Raw genomic sequence first — 13,587 nt, forward strand, 5'->3', positions numbered from 1 at the left:
GTCTTGTGCAGGACAGAATTAAAGCGTGTTTTACCGAAAGTATTCAGACGCAAATCGCCGCAGCCGAAGCGCTGCCAGATGCGATTTCCCGCGCCGCGATGACGCTGGTGCAGTCACTGCTGAACGGCAACAAAATCCTCAGCTGCGGTAACGGCGCCTCGGCGGCTAACGCCCAGCATTTTGCCGCCAGCATGATTAACCGTTTTGAGACCGAGCGTCCCAGCCTGCCGGCGCTGGCGCTGAGTGCGGACAATGTGATGCTGACGGCGATCGGTAACGACCGTCTGCACGACGAAATTTATGCCAAGCAGGTTCGTGCGCTTGGACAGGCCGGCGACGTTCTGCTGGCCATCTCCACCCGTGGCAACACCCGCGATATTGTTAAAGCGGTGGAAGCTGCGGTTACCCGCGATATGACTATCGTCGCGCTGACCGGCCATGACGGCGGTGAGCTGGCGGGCCTGCTCGGTCCGCACGATGTGGAAATTCGCATTCCGTCACATCGCAGCGCACGCATTCAGGAGATGCATATGCTGACGCTGAACTGCCTGTGCGATTTGATTGATAACACTTTGTTCCCACACCAGGAATGACTGAAGGAGCTCAAATGAAAGCATTGAACGCTATCGCCATTCTGTTAACCGCCATGCTGCTGCAGGGCTGCGTGGCGGTTGTCGCCGGCGGCGCTGCGGTCGCCACCAAAACCGCCACCGACCCGCGTACCGTGGGCACGCAGGTTGATGACGGCACGCTGGAGCTGCGCGTCACTAACGCGCTGGCAAAAGATGAGCAGATCAAAAATCAGGCGCGCGTGGTCGTGACCGCGTATCAGGGCAAAGTACTGCTGACCGGTCAGGCACCGTCAGCCGATCTCGCCAGCCGGGCGAAACAGATCGCCATGGGCGTTGATGGCGCGACAGAGGTGTATAACGAGATTCGCACCGGGCAGAAAGTGAGCCTTGGCACGTCTTCATCGGATACATGGATCACCACCAAAATCCGCTCGCAGCTGCTGGGCAGCGATCAGGTGAAATCGTCCAACGTGAAAGTCACCACTGAGAACGGGGAAGTGTTCCTGCTGGGTCTGGTAACGCAGGAAGAAGCGAAGGCAGCAGCAGATATCGCCAGCCGTGTCAGCGGCGTGAAGCACGTCACCACCGCCTTTACCATTCTGAAATAATGCCACAGGCGGCCAGCAGGGCCGCCTTTTTTATACCGGAATATCAATCACCAGCGCGCGCAGCGGCGTTTCCGCCTGCAGCGTAATCTGCGCCTCTTCACTGACAAACGCCCCATCGCCACAGCGCAGCTGCTCCTGATGCGCACTGCTGGCCCGTACCTCAAGCGCACCGTGAATCGACTGCAAATAGGCGCGCGGTCCGTGCAGCGCCAGGCTGTACTGCTCGCCCGGTGCCAGCGTGACCTGATGTACCCACACCTGCTGGCGCAGCTGCAAACTGCCGTCCGCGCCATCCGGTGACGCAATCAGTACATGGGTTTGCTGCGGCAGCGCGCGTTTTTGCAGCAGCGGATTTTCCCGTTCCGGACAGGCGGCCAGCCACAGCTGCATGCGCGTCAGTGGGCGATCCTTGCTGATATTGTGTTCGCTGTAATTGACGCCCTGGCGGGCCGACAGCAGCATCGCTTCGCCCTCGCGCGCCACCAGGTGATTGCCTTCGCTGTCGCGGTATTCAGCTTCACCCTGCAGCACCAGGTTGAGCACATCCACCTGCGGATAGGTGCGCGGCTGAAATGCCGCACCGGGTGCCAGCACTTCCTGATTCAGCACGCGCAGCGAGGCGTAGCCCATCAGCTGGGGATCAAAATAGTGGCCAAATGAGAAGCTATAGCGCGCCTGCAACCAACCGAAATCGGCCTGGCCACATGCGGACGCGCAGCGGGTTGTCATCATGCTTTACCTCCGACGCACTGCGGTGAGAATCCACCACAGGCTTTATACGTCAATGGTAAAAGGCTGGACGCCGGATTGTTAGCCAGTTAATCTGCCTGGCATATTCAAATTTACTGACAGAGAGTCGGCATGGCTAAAGAGCGCGCGTTAACCCTGGAAGCTTTACGTGTGATGGATGCTATTGACCGTCGCGGCAGCTTCGCCGCTGCGGCCGACGAGCTGGGACGCGTGCCATCGGCGCTGAGCTACACCATGCAGAAGCTGGAAGAGGAGCTGGATGTGGTGCTGTTTGACCGCTCCGGCCATCGCACCAAATTCACTAACGTCGGGCGGATGCTGCTGGAACGCGGCCGCGTGCTGCTGGAAGCCGCCGATAAACTCACCACCGATGCCGAAGCGCTGGCGCGCGGCTGGGAAACCCATCTGACCATCGTGGCCGAAGCGCTGATCCCGACCGAGCTGCTGTTCCCGCTGGTCGAGAAGCTGGCCGAGAAAGCCAATACGCAGATTTCGCTGGTCACCGAAGTGCTGGCGGGCGCGTGGGAACGACTGGAACAGGGGCGCGCCGACATCGTGATCGCGCCGGATTTGCATTTTCGCGCCTCCACCGAAATCAACACGCGCAAGCTGTACAGCATTATGAGCGTGTATGTTGCCAGTCCGGATCACCCGATTCATCAGGAAGCCGAGCCGCTGTCCGAGGTCACGCGCGTTAAGTATCGCGGCATCGCTGTGGCGGACACCGCGCGCGAACGTCCGGTGTTGACGGTGCAGCTGCTGGACAAACAGCAGCGTCTGACGGTCAGCAGCATGGATGATAAACGCCGCGCGCTGCTGGCGGGTCTCGGCGTAGCGACCATGCCCTATCCGATGGTGGAGAAAGATATCGCCGAAGGCCGCCTGCGCGTCGTCAGCGCCGAGTACACCCGTGAGGTGGATATTATTATGGCGTGGCGCCGCGATAGCATGGGTGAAGCCAAAGCATGGTGCCTGCGTGAGATTCCGAAACTGCTGGCGAAACGCGGCTGATTTTGGGTGCTGGCGGCATTTCGCCCTCACCCCAGCCCTCTCCCGCACGCGGGAGAGGGAGCCGACCGAACACGGTTTTAAGAGGGAATCTACTTACACACCGCTGAATCGGTCCCCACATGCGGGGAAGAATTATTTGAGCAGGATTTGAGAGGGAAGCTGAGGATCAGCGCCTGAACTCACACGCCGCTGGATCGGTCCCCTCTCCCGCTTGCGGGAGAGAATAATTTGAGCAGGTTTTGAATATGTAGCCAGGCTTAGTGCCTGAACTCACTCACCGCTGGATCGGTCCCCTCTCCCGCTTGCGGGAGAGGGTTAGGGTGAGGGACAAACCGCACCCATCCCCATCACAACCGGCTCAGACAATCCATCGCCACCGCTTTAAAGCTGACGAAATCAGCGCAGTCGCGCAGTCTTGTCACCGCCCTTTCGCGCAGGAAGGTGACAAACAGATCGTAAATCGCCATCGCCTCCTCATATTCGCTCTTACTGATCGCCAGCAGGAAAATCACTGAGGCCGTCTCATCGCCCCAGCTCACGCCGTGCGGTGCCAGCACGGTATAAACCACGGTTTTTTTAGCCAGTAATCCCAGCGAGTGTGGCAGCGCAATCCCTTCGCCCAGCATGGTACTGACAATCGCTTCACGCTCTTCGACTGAAGGATAAAAATCAGCATCGACATAGCCCTCCGCCTCGAGCCGATCGCACAGCAGGCGGAACAGCGCCGACTGGCTCATTGGCCGGTCGAGCACCATGAAATGCTGCGCGTCGAAGTACTTCTCCAGCATGTAAGGCCGGGTGCGATCCACCAGCACCAGCTTGCCGAGCTGTTCCAGCTGAAACTCCGTAGGGAATGGCGACATCATCACTACCGGCTTGTTCTTCTCGCTGAGCCGCGCGGTTGAAATAACAAAATCTTCATCAATGTGTGCACGCACTTCGTAGTCGCGCTGCGACAGCCGCGCCGTCACCACCAGCTGCGGGTATTTGCGCAGCAGCAGCGCCTCGATCATGCGCAGCGTGGAGTTGCCGCTGTCGCAAACCAGCAACACCTGCGGGTGTCGCTGGTAGCCGACATCATAATGTCGCTCCAGCCCGACGCCGATGTGCAGCACCAGAAAGCCAATCTCGTTTTCGCTGATGGTATACGGCGTGTATTTGCCCCAGCTGGTGACGGCCGCCAGCGTCACATCGTAGGCCATCGGGTAGTGCTGTTTGATGTTACTCAGCAGCGGATTGGGGATGTGGATCTGATAGCGCACGCGGGTAATCATGGTTTTGATGTGCGTGAGCAGATCGGCGCGCAGCTGCTCATCCTGCTGCAGCCGGTAGTTGTAATGGGTGTTGATGTAGTTAAGCAGGTAATCCACCAGCGCATCCGCGTCATCGGCGTTGATGGTGCTGGGGGCCAGCGCCTGAATCTGCCGCGCCGCAATATTGACGCGCAGCCAGTTCTCTTCCGCCTGCGAGATGCCTTTGCCCACCAGCGGGCGCATCAGATTAACCAGATCGTGCGCCGCCTCGCGTATCTCCTCGCCGACATCCTCCGCGCCGGGATCGCTGAGCGGGAAGCCTTCGCTGATGCGGCGCACCGCCACCGCGCAGTAGATCAGCAGATAGCGCTCGCCCTCATCGCTCAGCCGGATGGCGTGCTGCGTGAAGCACTGCGCCAGCAACGGCTGCAGCTGCGCCAGCATGCCGCTGTGCAGCGCCTCGACCGTCAGCAGCGGGCTGTCCGGCGTCTGCTGGTCGATTTGCCACAGCAGATCGGTCAGGCAGGTGCGAATCGCCGCCTCGCTGCCAAACAGTTTCATACCGTAGCGCGGCTTGGTTTCGATGTTGAGATGATAGCGGCCCAGCCACTCGCGCACTTCCGCCATATCGCTCTGCAACGTGGCGCGGCTGACGAACCACTCTTCCGACAGATCTTCCAGCTTGAGCGAATACGCGGCGGTGAGAAAGCGGCTCAGCAAATAGCGCACCCGATCCTGCGAGGTGCGCGGCACCCGCAGCGGTGCCGCACTCTCCTGCTGCAGGCGGCCGAAGCGCACCGCGTCGTCGATTTTTAGCTGATAGCCCGCGCCGCGCGCCAGCACGAACTGAGCGCCGTGCTGTTCCAGCAGCGCATTGAGCGCGGTGATGTCGGTGCGCACCGTGCGCGTTGAAACGGAAAAACGCCGCGCCAGCTCATCCTGTGGCAGCGTTTCGCTTTGCAGCGCCGCGAAGAGTTGAGCTAAACGCTGATTGGGAAATCTCACGGAGCCTCACCTGTTACTCATTTGTTACAGCAGTTTCTTGCACGTTGCCAGAAGCTGACGCACATCGTCAATGCGCGTGTCGCCGCTGGCGCTATCAATGATCGAGCTGTAAACGTGCGGGATGACTTTACTGACCCCGGCCTCCAGAGCAATCCGCACGATCTCTTCGAAATTACTAAGATCGATACCGCCGGTCGGCTCCAGCCAGAAATCATGGCGCGCACAGGCGTCCGCCACCGCGCGATACTCCTCCACCGCTTTCAGGCCGCCCATCGGGAAATACTTCACCGAACTGCCGCCCATATCCTGCAGCATGGCGATCGCCGTGGCGATCGGCACAATACCGTCCGCCGCCTGCGAACTGCGCGGACCGGTGGAGATTTTCACCTTGCCCGGCGTGCCGGTTGGTGAAACCAGACCGTTCACGATGGTGTGTGGCTGTCCGAGCAGCGCGCGGCTGGTGGCCACGCCGGTAAAGACCTGATTAACGTGCTGCGGCTGCAGTTCTGCCGAGATTTCACTGACCATCGCCGACTGATTCGGGTCGCCCGCGCCCAGCCCGACCGACAGCGCATTATCAATCAGCGCCGCATACTCGCGCATATCGGCAATCGCGGCCTCATTCGAGGCATAGTTCTTCGACAAAACGCCGACCAGCACATGCCCTTCTGCCGCCTGCCAGATCGCCTGCGCATTCTGCTTTGAACCGGCCAGCACGTTGAGGCACAGACGGCCCTGATAGAAATTGGGGTTGAGATTCATGCGCGTTTTCCTCCGCTGAGCAGCGCCTGGATGCGGCTAAAGATGATGTGCAGCTGTTCCGCGCTGACGCTGCGCACATCCGCTTCGATAATGCCTTCGTTGGCTTTATAGCCGCGGAAATAGATGGCGATGTCGCCGTTTTTCAGCGCCTGCACCAGCTCGCCGGTTGGCCAGCCCGTCACCGCTTCATCAAATTTGATCTCGGCGCGGGCGATATCACGACCGGCCGCATCCCACACCACGCGCGCGCTGACGCCGTTCAGCGTGTTGAGGTTATCGATAAAGGGCGTCATCTTCGCCACCATGTCGGCACCGCTGGTTTTGCTCTGCAGCAGATAGTTTTCAATCGCCTGAGTCAGACCGAGAATGCCCTCTTTGCCAACTTTCATCGCGCGGCCAATGCCGTTGCTCTGGCGTTTCACCCACTCGACGTACTGGCTGCGGCCAATCACCAGGCCGCTGGTTGGCCCTTCAATGGCTTTGGCACCGCTGTAGATCACCAGGTCGGCGCCCATCTGGTAATAGCACTGCAAATCCTCTTCGGCCGCCGCATCGACAATCAGCGGAATACCGTGTTTGCGCGCGACTACTGCCGCCTGTTCGACGCTGAGATGGCTTTTCTGCACACAGTGATGCGACTTGACGTACAGCAGCGCCGCGGTGGTCGGCGTGATGGCCGCCGCCAGCTGTTCTGGCGAGCACTCATTACTGTAGCCGGCCTCAATCAGGCGTCCGCCGCCCAGCGCCACCATGCTGCCCACCGGCGCGCCGTAGTTCACGTTATGGCCTTTCGGCACAACAATGTCGTGCGGCACGCTGAGCGGCGCGGCGTGCAGGTTATCCAGCAGCCAGTCGTTATCTTTGACGATCACCGCCGCTACGCACTGGGCAATACCGGCCGAGGCGCAGGACACCACCACCGCGTTTTCGACTTCCAGCAGGCGCGCGATGTAGGCGCCGGTTTTGTTGACCAGATCTTTGATCTCAAAGTAGTGATTGAGGCCGTAGCTGACGGTATCCACCACGTCGGCGGACGGCGTCGACACGCCGAGAATGGTCATACGGCCGGAGGCGTTGATCACCTGTTTCAGGTCATATTTCTCATAAATCGAAGACATGATGCGCTTTCCCTTCCTCAGTCAGATGCCACTGGCCCGCGATCACCACGGCCAGCGGCAGCAAATGTTGCTCACCCGTGACCCGTTCGCCTTCAGCATCGACGAACGGGCGGGCTTCCTCTTTGACGGTAAAAATGGTCAGATCGGCGTCATAACCGGCGGTCAGATGCCCTTTACCGGCCAGACGCAGACCCGCTGCGGCATTAACGGTGACGCAGGCGATCACCTGCGGCAGCGTCATGCCGATGGAGAAAAATTTCGACATCACGTGCGCCAGGCTGTGTACCGGGCCATTTATGCGGTTGCGACAATAGATATCGGAGCTGATGGTGTCCGGCAGAATGCCCTGGGCAATCGCCTCGCGCGCCACCGCAAAACTGAAGCTGGCGCTGCCGTGGCCGATATCCAGCTTCACGCCGCGCGCGATCGCCTGCTTAACCGCCGCTTTCAGCTCGCCCTGCGGTGACAGAATGCGGTTCGGCTTGCCGTTAAAGCAGTGAGTGATGATGTCGCCGGAAGTGAGCAGCGCGGCGATCTCCTCCAGCACCGGCGGGTTGTTACCGATGTGCACCATCAGCGGCAGATTGCCCGCCGCCTGCTGAATGGCTTTGGCGCGCACCAGCGGCTGAATGCCGTTGTCGCCGACCACGCTGCTGCTCATGCGCGCCTTCAGGCCGACGATAAAGTCCGGGCGACGCTGTACCGCCTGCACCACCGCTTCGCCGTCGATCTGCGCCATGTCGGCCAGCTCGTTCTGCGTGACGATGCCGGTGCGCGAGATGTTGATCAGCGCGCGCACTTCGGTCTTCGCGCTGCGCGTCAGCTGATAAAAGTCGTCGATATGATCGGCACCGGTGCTGCCCGCATCCACCACGGTGGTGACGCCCTGCGCCACGCCAATCGCGTCGGCTTCGTCGTGGTAAATCGGTGATTTGGGATAGCAGTGTACGTGGCTGTCAATCCAGCCGGCGCTGACGTAGTAGCAGCCGCCGAGATCGCGCTCCTGTTGCGCTGCGCCGTCCACCTTACCGACCGCCGCGATTTTGCCGGCGTTAATCGCGATATCCACCAGCTGTTCATCACACAGACGCGCGCGGCGCAGAATCAGATCAAACATAAAACCCCCATTTACAGAGCGCACATGCCGTAGCGGCGCAATTTATTGCGCGATAAATCGCGCCGCTACGGGATTGTGCAGCTATTTCGCGCTTACAGAGAAACCGGGAAGATAGCGCCAAGCACCATGGCACCGAGAATCGCGCCGCCGGTAATCGGCTTGTTCCACAGGTAAAACAGCAGTGCACCGACCAGCGAACCGAGGCCGATCGGAATCGACGCCGCCATGGCAGACAGAATAATCAGTGGACCAAGGAAGCGACCGGAGGCATTCCCGGCGCCCATCATTACGTCCGCGCCGTAGGTGGAATCGCTCTGGTTGATGGTGAATTTGCGTGCGAGGATAATTACGTAGCCAATCGCCACGCCAATCACCAGCCCGGTTGCCAGCGAGGCGGCAAAGTTCGCCACCGGAAACACGATACCGGCTCCCAGCAGCAGCGCTGGCACACCGAGGCCGACGCCGGTCTGAATCGCGCCGCCGATATCCAGAATCCCTACCAGCGAGCCTTCAATGATGCGGGCAAACAGGAAGCTGGCACCAAACGCCGCCACCGCGCCGTACACGCCGGTTTCCATGCCGGAGCGCAGCATCGAAACGAATGCCACTTCGTTAAAAGCACCGATGCCGTACAGGTAGTACATGTGCGTCCCGGCGAATACGCCGGAGGAGAGCAGGCCGACAAACAGCGGGAAAGACCAGTCGGCGTACCAGAACCCTTTGTTTTCGTTCTCGTTCATGCTGAAGGCTCCTTATTTGCCGCTCAGGCTGTTGTGGATCATGTCCAGCCAGCCAGGGATGCCGAGCTGGAAGGATTGCAGCAGTTTCACATCGAAGCCACGGAAGAAGCCGCTCAGCACAAACAGCAGGACAATCGCAGCCATCATCACTTTGGTGACTTTGTTCCAGCCGCTCTCTTCCACGCCTTTACCGATCAGAATGCCCAGCACCAGACCCGGCACGGCGTTACCCATGATCAACTGCGCCAGACCACCAAAAATGGTTGCCCAGAAGCCCGATTTCTTACCGGCATCAATTGCCGCCAGCCAGAAGATCACCGGCATCACCGTGTTCACCAGCAGATTCGCCGCCGGCACCAGCACTTTTACTGCGGTCACCTGCAGCGCAGCCGGTACGGCGGAAGCGGTACTGTTCAGGAAGGCCACCACGATCATGCCGATGATGCCGCAGGCAATCGCCATGCGTTTCGGGTTATGCAGCGTTTCCGCGACGTTGCGGTTCTTTACCATCAGTGCGGCCGCGCCCCAGTTCGGCAGAATGCGGTGATCCACATCCTGCGTGAAGGAGCCCGCGGCAACGGAGGATGCCCAGGCGTTAAAGAAGAAGCCGAGACCAAAGGAGAAGTGCGAAGCCGGATCGCCCTCGCAGGAGTTGAGCTCGCCCAGCGTACGGAAGGCACCCATCCCCTGCGTGACAGGCGCGTGGAACATGCGCGCCGCGCCCGCTCCAACGCCCACGCCGACTAATCCACCTATGATCAACGACTTAAACAAAATGATTAAAAACATATTGTTACCCTTGTTGTCGTTATTCTTACGTTGCTATGAAGGTCACGCTCTCGGTGTCGATCACAGTGACGCTGACGGTAATTTCCAGCTCCACGCTGTAATTCCGCCGTTCACGCGCGAGGAAGAAGAACAGAAATTTCTCCTTCCGCACGCTCTCCTGCGCGCGCAGCACCCGCACATCAAGCGGTTCAATGCGCAACAGAATTTTCTGGCTGGTGCGCAGCACCTGCTGCTGCACCTTGCTGAGCGCATCGGCGAAGGCTTTTACTTTGCTGTCGCCTTTGCCCTGCACCGTGACCTGCGTCTCATACTGTTGTTTCATGCTTAGCTGCCGTGTTTTTTATTCCAGGCCTGAACCAGACGCTCACCCAGCTCTTCTTTATCCATGAAGCCAAAACCGAGCACGGTGGCGCCTTCGTTGATGGCGGTTACCCCTTCGTCAACCGAACGCATGCCGTGTTTGGCTTTGTAGCCGTACTTGTTCTGCGCGGTGATGGCACCGGCGCCGCCGCTGCCGCAGAAGGAGATGCCGAAATCAGCGTTTTCCGCCTTCATCACGTCGCCCAGTTTCATATCTGCCGCCACGCCCGGTACTACTACTGCCCGGCCGCCGGCTTTTTCGACGCCAGCTGCCACTTTCTGTCCTTTACCCAGACGATCGCCAATCACTACCGTTACCATATTCCGTTCCTCTCTCAATTCATGCTTCGTTCGATTTCGCCACTTCGATATGCACCGACAGCAGCCAGGCTTCTTCGACAGGCAAATTGCCAAACAGATCCACCACCTGCTGCGCCAGCGCCATGGTCTCAGGCGAGATGTCCTCAAACAGTTCGGCTTCGACGTCCGGCAGCGCCTCTCCGGTGAGAGAGCGAGCCGCCATGGCGCGGACATGTGAGGCCAGCATTTGCTGTTGCACCGCATTGGCTGCAATGTGGTGCGCGGCATACAGCGCCGCGATTTGATTCATCACCTTATCCGCCAGCGCCTGGATTGCCTCCGGCGTGCTCGGTTTCAGCGGGACAGCATCACTCCTCACCTTGTTACTCCTGTTTACAGCGGACAATGTCAGATAATTCGCGTTGAGAAGAAATTACGCTGTCCGCCTGGCGGTGTGGAGACGCAACATTTCCACCTCAAAGTGGAAATCCCACGGGCGACTGTGCGCCAGATCGCACGATGCACGAACTATGCGAGATCGCTCACGAAATGCGTGAAATGACGTAAAGAGCGGGATAAAAACGGTGGAATGATGCGAGGCCGCGGCAGGAATAAGGCCAGCCTGCAGGCTGGCCCGGTTTATCAGCGGAATTTCTTATGGTTGGCGTTACGGATATCTTCCAGTTTCTTCGCTTCGGTTTTCGCCTCGTCCAGCTTGTTAGCCTGCGCCAGCTGGTCGACAACGTCAATCTGGGCAATCAGTGAGTCCAGACCGGCGTGGTAATCCTTGATCTGTGCGCTGTCAGCGCCCTGACCTTCCAGTTTTTCCGGCGTGGATTTTTTTGCATCCTGCGCAGCGGCACGCATCTTGCCCAGTGCAGCGTGCATTTCCTGCGCGTCAGAGGTTTTCTTAACGACACTCAGCCCGTCTTTCAGAGTATCCATATCCTGCTCCAGGTCAGCCGCGAACAGGCTGGCTGAAGAGAACAGCAACGACAAAGACAACACAGCAATCACATGCTTACGCATAACGTTTTCCTTTAATTATTATCAGGCGAAAAAAAAGCAGCCGCTGTGGGCTGCTTTCATCAAGCGATGTCTTTATTGTCCGGCGATTTTCATCTCCGGCAGCAGCACCGATCCGCATTGTATATTGCTGCGCGTTTCAATGTCGTTACCGACCGTTACCATATTGAGCCACATATCTTTGAGGTTGCCCGCAATTGTGATCTCGCTCACAGGGTATTGAATTTCACCGTTTTCAACCCAGAAGCCCGCCGCACCGCGCGAGTAGTCGCCGGTCATGGCGCTGACGCTGGAACCCATCATCTCGGTAACGATCAAACCGCGTCCCATCTGCTTCACCAGATCGTCAAAGCTGTGGCCCTGACCGGCGATGCGCCAGTTATGAATGCCGCCCGCGTGGCCGGTGCTTTGCAGGCCGAGCTTACGCGCCGAATAGCTGGTCAGCAGCCAGTTCTGCAGCACGCCATCTTTCACGATTTCGCGCGCTTCGGTGCGTACGCCTTCGCTGTCGAACGGCGTCGACGCCAGCCCTTTCAGCAGGTGCGGCTTCTCTTCAATCGTCAGCCACGACGGCAGAATCTGCTGGCCCAGCGCGTCGAGCAGGAAGGTGGATTTGCGGTAAACGCTGCTGCCGCTGATCATGCCCACCAGATGGCCGAACAGGCCGGTAGCCACTTCCGGCGCAAACAGCACCGGCGCTTTCATGGTCGGCAGCTTACGTGGCGAAAGACGTGCCAGCACGCGGCGCGCGCACTCCGCGCCCACCCAGTCGGCGCTTTGCAGATCGCCCATCGCGCGGCCAATGGTGTAGGCGTAGTCGCGCTCCATGTCACCATTGTGCTCGGCAATGACGCAGCTCGACAGCGAATGCCGGCTCGAGCAGTAGCTCTGCAGCATGCCGTGACTGTTACCAAAGACTTTGATACCGACGTGGCTGTTAAAGCTGCCCCCTTCGGTATTGGTGATGCGCTTATCAGCCTGCAGCGCGGCCTGCTCGGCTTGCGCGGCCAGCTCAATGGCGCGATCGGCGTCGATCTCCCACGGGTGATAGAGATCAAGATCCGGCGCCTCAAACGCCAGCAGATCGCGCTCGGCCGGCGCAGCACAGGGATCGGGCGAGGTATAGCGCGCGATATCGATCGCCGCCTGCACGGTGCGCTTAATCGCGTCCGGGCTGAGATCGGTCGAGGAAGCACTGCCTTTGCGGTTTTGGTGATAGACGGTGATGCCAAGCGCGCCATCGCTGTTGAATTCGACGTTTTCCACTTCGCCGTAGCGGGTACTGACACCGATTCCGGTGGTTTTGGTGACCGCCACTTCTGCTCCGTCGGTGCTGGCTTGCGCCAGTTCCAGCGCCTGCGCGACAGCCTGTTCCAACACTTTACGTTGTTCTGCAACCTGAGTAGATACGTTCATCGACCTGCCGTCTAATCTTAAGTATGAATTTATTGAGTCTATCAGACTCAGAGAACAATTTCGCAGTCGCCCGATAAACTGGTAGGATTAGCCTCTTTTTTTAGGGAGCCAACAGATGACGAAGCAGCCCGAAGACTGGCTCGACGATGTGCCGGATAATCAGGAAGAAGAAGACGAAGAGATTATCTGGGTCAGTAAAAGTGAAATTAAACGCGACGCCGAGGAGCTGAAACGCCTGGGCGCCGAGTTAGTGGATTTAGGGAAAAACTCCCTGGATAAGATCCCGCTTGATGAACAGCTGCGTGACGCCATTGAACTGGCGCAGCGCATTAAGAAGGAAGGCCGCCGCCGCCAGCTGCAGCTGATTGGTAAAATGCTGCGTCAGCGCGACGAAGAACCAATTCGCCTGGCGCTGGATAAGCTGAAGAACCGCCACAACCAGCAGGTTGCGCTGTTCCATAAGCTGGAGCAGCTGCGCGATCGGCTGATTGAACAGGGTGATGATGCGGTGGCGGAAGTGCTGAATCTCTATCCGCATGCCGACCGTCAGCAGCTGCGCAGTATGATCCGCAACGCGCAGAAAGAGAAAGCCGCAAATAAGCCGCCAAAAGCCGCCCGTCAGATTTTCCAGTACCTGCGCGAGCTGGCTGAAGCGTAAGTCCGCTGCGGACGGCTGCCCTGCCCTCACCCTAACCCTCTCCCGCAAGCGGGAGAGGGAATCTAAAGCGCAGTGCTGAGGTAGCTGAGGAGAGCGCTGAAG

The 13,587-nt window shown here is 59.1% G+C and carries 16 protein-coding genes; 4 read left to right on the forward strand and 12 right to left on the reverse strand.

Translation table 11 applies throughout. From position 1 onward, the window contains the following. The first annotated feature begins 5 nt into the window (after nt 1-5). Both diaA and dolP read left to right on the forward strand, forming a co-directional pair. Nucleotides 6-593, forward strand: coding sequence for a DnaA initiator-associating protein DiaA (gene diaA, locus C1Y42_RS14835; RefSeq protein ID WP_021509716.1), 588 nt, complete (start codon nt 6-8; stop codon nt 591-593). A 14-nt stretch (nt 594-607) separates the two neighbouring features. Further along, nucleotides 608-1,180: a division/outer membrane stress-associated lipid-binding lipoprotein gene (gene dolP / locus C1Y42_RS14840; protein WP_021509717.1), complete on the forward strand. Its 573-nt coding sequence runs from the start codon at nt 608-610 to the stop codon at nt 1,178-1,180. 30 nt (nt 1,181-1,210) lie between these two features. Here dolP and C1Y42_RS14845 read toward each other — a convergent pair whose 3' ends face one another. Then, on the reverse strand, nt 1,211-1,912 hold the full coding sequence (locus C1Y42_RS14845; RefSeq protein WP_031280148.1) for a pirin family protein: 702 nt from the start codon (nt 1,910-1,912) through the stop codon (nt 1,211-1,213). Nucleotides 1,913-2,041: 129 nt separating this feature from the next. Between C1Y42_RS14845 and C1Y42_RS14850 the strand changes: the two genes are divergently transcribed. After that, nucleotides 2,042-2,941, forward strand: coding sequence for a LysR family transcriptional regulator (locus C1Y42_RS14850; RefSeq protein WP_021509719.1), 900 nt, complete (start codon nt 2,042-2,044; stop codon nt 2,939-2,941). Between the two features lie 347 nt (nt 2,942-3,288). Here the strand turns inward: C1Y42_RS14850 and C1Y42_RS14855 are convergent, their stop codons facing one another. The 11 genes from C1Y42_RS14855 to pmbA all read right to left on the reverse strand — a co-directional run bounded on the left by C1Y42_RS14855 (nt 3,289) and on the right by pmbA (nt 12,827). Then, nucleotides 3,289-5,199 (reverse strand): transcription antiterminator, encoded by a 1,911-nt coding sequence (locus C1Y42_RS14855; RefSeq protein ID WP_021509720.1) that lies wholly within the window; start codon nt 5,197-5,199, stop codon nt 3,289-3,291. 24 nt (nt 5,200-5,223) lie between these two features. Further along, nucleotides 5,224-5,961, reverse strand: coding sequence for a KDGP aldolase family protein (locus tag C1Y42_RS14860; RefSeq protein WP_059012418.1), 738 nt, complete (start codon nt 5,959-5,961; stop codon nt 5,224-5,226). Continuing rightward, the gene (locus C1Y42_RS14865; protein ID WP_058759854.1) at nt 5,958-7,079 is read right to left on the reverse strand and encodes a DgaE family pyridoxal phosphate-dependent ammonia lyase; all 1,122 of its coding nucleotides are present in this window, start codon (nt 7,077-7,079) and stop codon (nt 5,958-5,960) included. Before C1Y42_RS14865 ends, C1Y42_RS14860 begins: the two co-directional genes overlap by 4 nt. Continuing rightward, on the reverse strand, nt 7,063-8,196 hold the full coding sequence (locus C1Y42_RS14870; protein WP_104093857.1) for an amidohydrolase/deacetylase family metallohydrolase: 1,134 nt from the start codon (nt 8,194-8,196) through the stop codon (nt 7,063-7,065). The genes C1Y42_RS14865 and C1Y42_RS14870 overlap by 17 nt, the downstream gene beginning before the upstream one ends. A 92-nt stretch (nt 8,197-8,288) precedes the next feature. Continuing rightward, complete coding sequence (locus C1Y42_RS14875; RefSeq protein WP_021509724.1) at nt 8,289-8,936, reverse strand: DUF4310 family protein; 648 nt, start codon at nt 8,934-8,936, stop codon at nt 8,289-8,291. 12 nt (nt 8,937-8,948) lie between these two features. Continuing rightward, entirely contained in the window at nt 8,949-9,725 is a 777-nt protein-coding gene (locus tag C1Y42_RS14880; protein WP_021509725.1) for a DUF4311 domain-containing protein, read from the reverse strand. 25 nt (nt 9,726-9,750) lie between these two features. After that, nucleotides 9,751-10,047, reverse strand: a complete 297-nt coding sequence (locus C1Y42_RS14885; protein WP_104093858.1) for a DUF4312 family protein — start codon at nt 10,045-10,047, stop codon at nt 9,751-9,753. A 2-nt stretch (nt 10,048-10,049) separates the two neighbouring features. Then, nucleotides 10,050-10,406, reverse strand: coding sequence for an SFCGS family glycine-rich protein (locus tag C1Y42_RS14890; protein ID WP_021509727.1), 357 nt, complete (start codon nt 10,404-10,406; stop codon nt 10,050-10,052). Nucleotides 10,407-10,425: 19 nt separating this feature from the next. Beyond that, nucleotides 10,426-10,764 (reverse strand): glycine dehydrogenase, encoded by a 339-nt coding sequence (locus C1Y42_RS14895; protein ID WP_010617110.1) that lies wholly within the window; start codon nt 10,762-10,764, stop codon nt 10,426-10,428. A 263-nt stretch (nt 10,765-11,027) separates the two neighbouring features. Continuing rightward, entirely contained in the window at nt 11,028-11,414 is a 387-nt protein-coding gene (cybC, locus tag C1Y42_RS14900) for a cytochrome b562 (RefSeq protein ID WP_104093859.1), read from the reverse strand. Nucleotides 11,415-11,486: 72 nt separating this feature from the next. Then, on the reverse strand, nt 11,487-12,827 hold the full coding sequence (pmbA, locus tag C1Y42_RS14905; protein ID WP_058775743.1) for a metalloprotease PmbA: 1,341 nt from the start codon (nt 12,825-12,827) through the stop codon (nt 11,487-11,489). A 115-nt stretch (nt 12,828-12,942) separates the two neighbouring features. On the opposite strand from pmbA, the gene yjgA reads away from it, so the two are divergent. Further along, the gene (gene yjgA / locus C1Y42_RS14910) at nt 12,943-13,485 is read left to right on the forward strand and encodes a ribosome biogenesis factor YjgA (RefSeq protein WP_010617112.1); all 543 of its coding nucleotides are present in this window, start codon (nt 12,943-12,945) and stop codon (nt 13,483-13,485) included. Nucleotides 13,486-13,587 lie beyond the last annotated feature (102 nt).

Source organism: Pantoea sp. ICBG 985, assembly GCF_002928365.1.
In the GTDB taxonomy this organism is placed as follows: Bacteria; Pseudomonadota; Gammaproteobacteria; order Enterobacterales; family Enterobacteriaceae; genus Pantoea; species Pantoea dispersa.

Bases quoted from the DNA above. Each gene is read 5' to 3' on its own strand.
- yjgA (WP_010617112.1), top strand. From the start codon at position 12,943: ATGACGAAGCAGCCCGAAGACTGGCTCGACGATGTGCCGGATAATCAG.
- C1Y42_RS14850 (WP_021509719.1), top strand. From the start codon at position 2,042: ATGGCTAAAGAGCGCGCGTTAACCCTGGAAGCTTTACGTGTGATGGAT.
- C1Y42_RS14880 (WP_021509725.1), bottom strand. From the start codon at position 9,725: ATGTTTTTAATCATTTTGTTTAAGTCGTTGATCATAGGTGGATTAGTC.
- pmbA (WP_058775743.1), bottom strand. From the start codon at position 12,827: ATGAACGTATCTACTCAGGTTGCAGAACAACGTAAAGTGTTGGAACAG.
- C1Y42_RS14875 (WP_021509724.1), bottom strand. From the start codon at position 8,936: ATGAACGAGAACGAAAACAAAGGGTTCTGGTACGCCGACTGGTCTTTC.
- C1Y42_RS14885 (WP_104093858.1), bottom strand. From the start codon at position 10,047: ATGAAACAACAGTATGAGACGCAGGTCACGGTGCAGGGCAAAGGCGAC.
- C1Y42_RS14870 (WP_104093857.1), bottom strand. From the start codon at position 8,196: ATGTTTGATCTGATTCTGCGCCGCGCGCGTCTGTGTGATGAACAGCTG.
- C1Y42_RS14865 (WP_058759854.1), bottom strand. From the start codon at position 7,079: ATGTCTTCGATTTATGAGAAATATGACCTGAAACAGGTGATCAACGCC.
- C1Y42_RS14845 (WP_031280148.1), bottom strand. From the start codon at position 1,912: ATGATGACAACCCGCTGCGCGTCCGCATGTGGCCAGGCCGATTTCGGT.
- cybC (WP_104093859.1), bottom strand. From the start codon at position 11,414: ATGCGTAAGCATGTGATTGCTGTGTTGTCTTTGTCGTTGCTGTTCTCT.
- dolP (WP_021509717.1), top strand. From the start codon at position 608: ATGAAAGCATTGAACGCTATCGCCATTCTGTTAACCGCCATGCTGCTG.
- C1Y42_RS14860 (WP_059012418.1), bottom strand. From the start codon at position 5,961: ATGAATCTCAACCCCAATTTCTATCAGGGCCGTCTGTGCCTCAACGTG.
- C1Y42_RS14890 (WP_021509727.1), bottom strand. From the start codon at position 10,406: ATGGTAACGGTAGTGATTGGCGATCGTCTGGGTAAAGGACAGAAAGTG.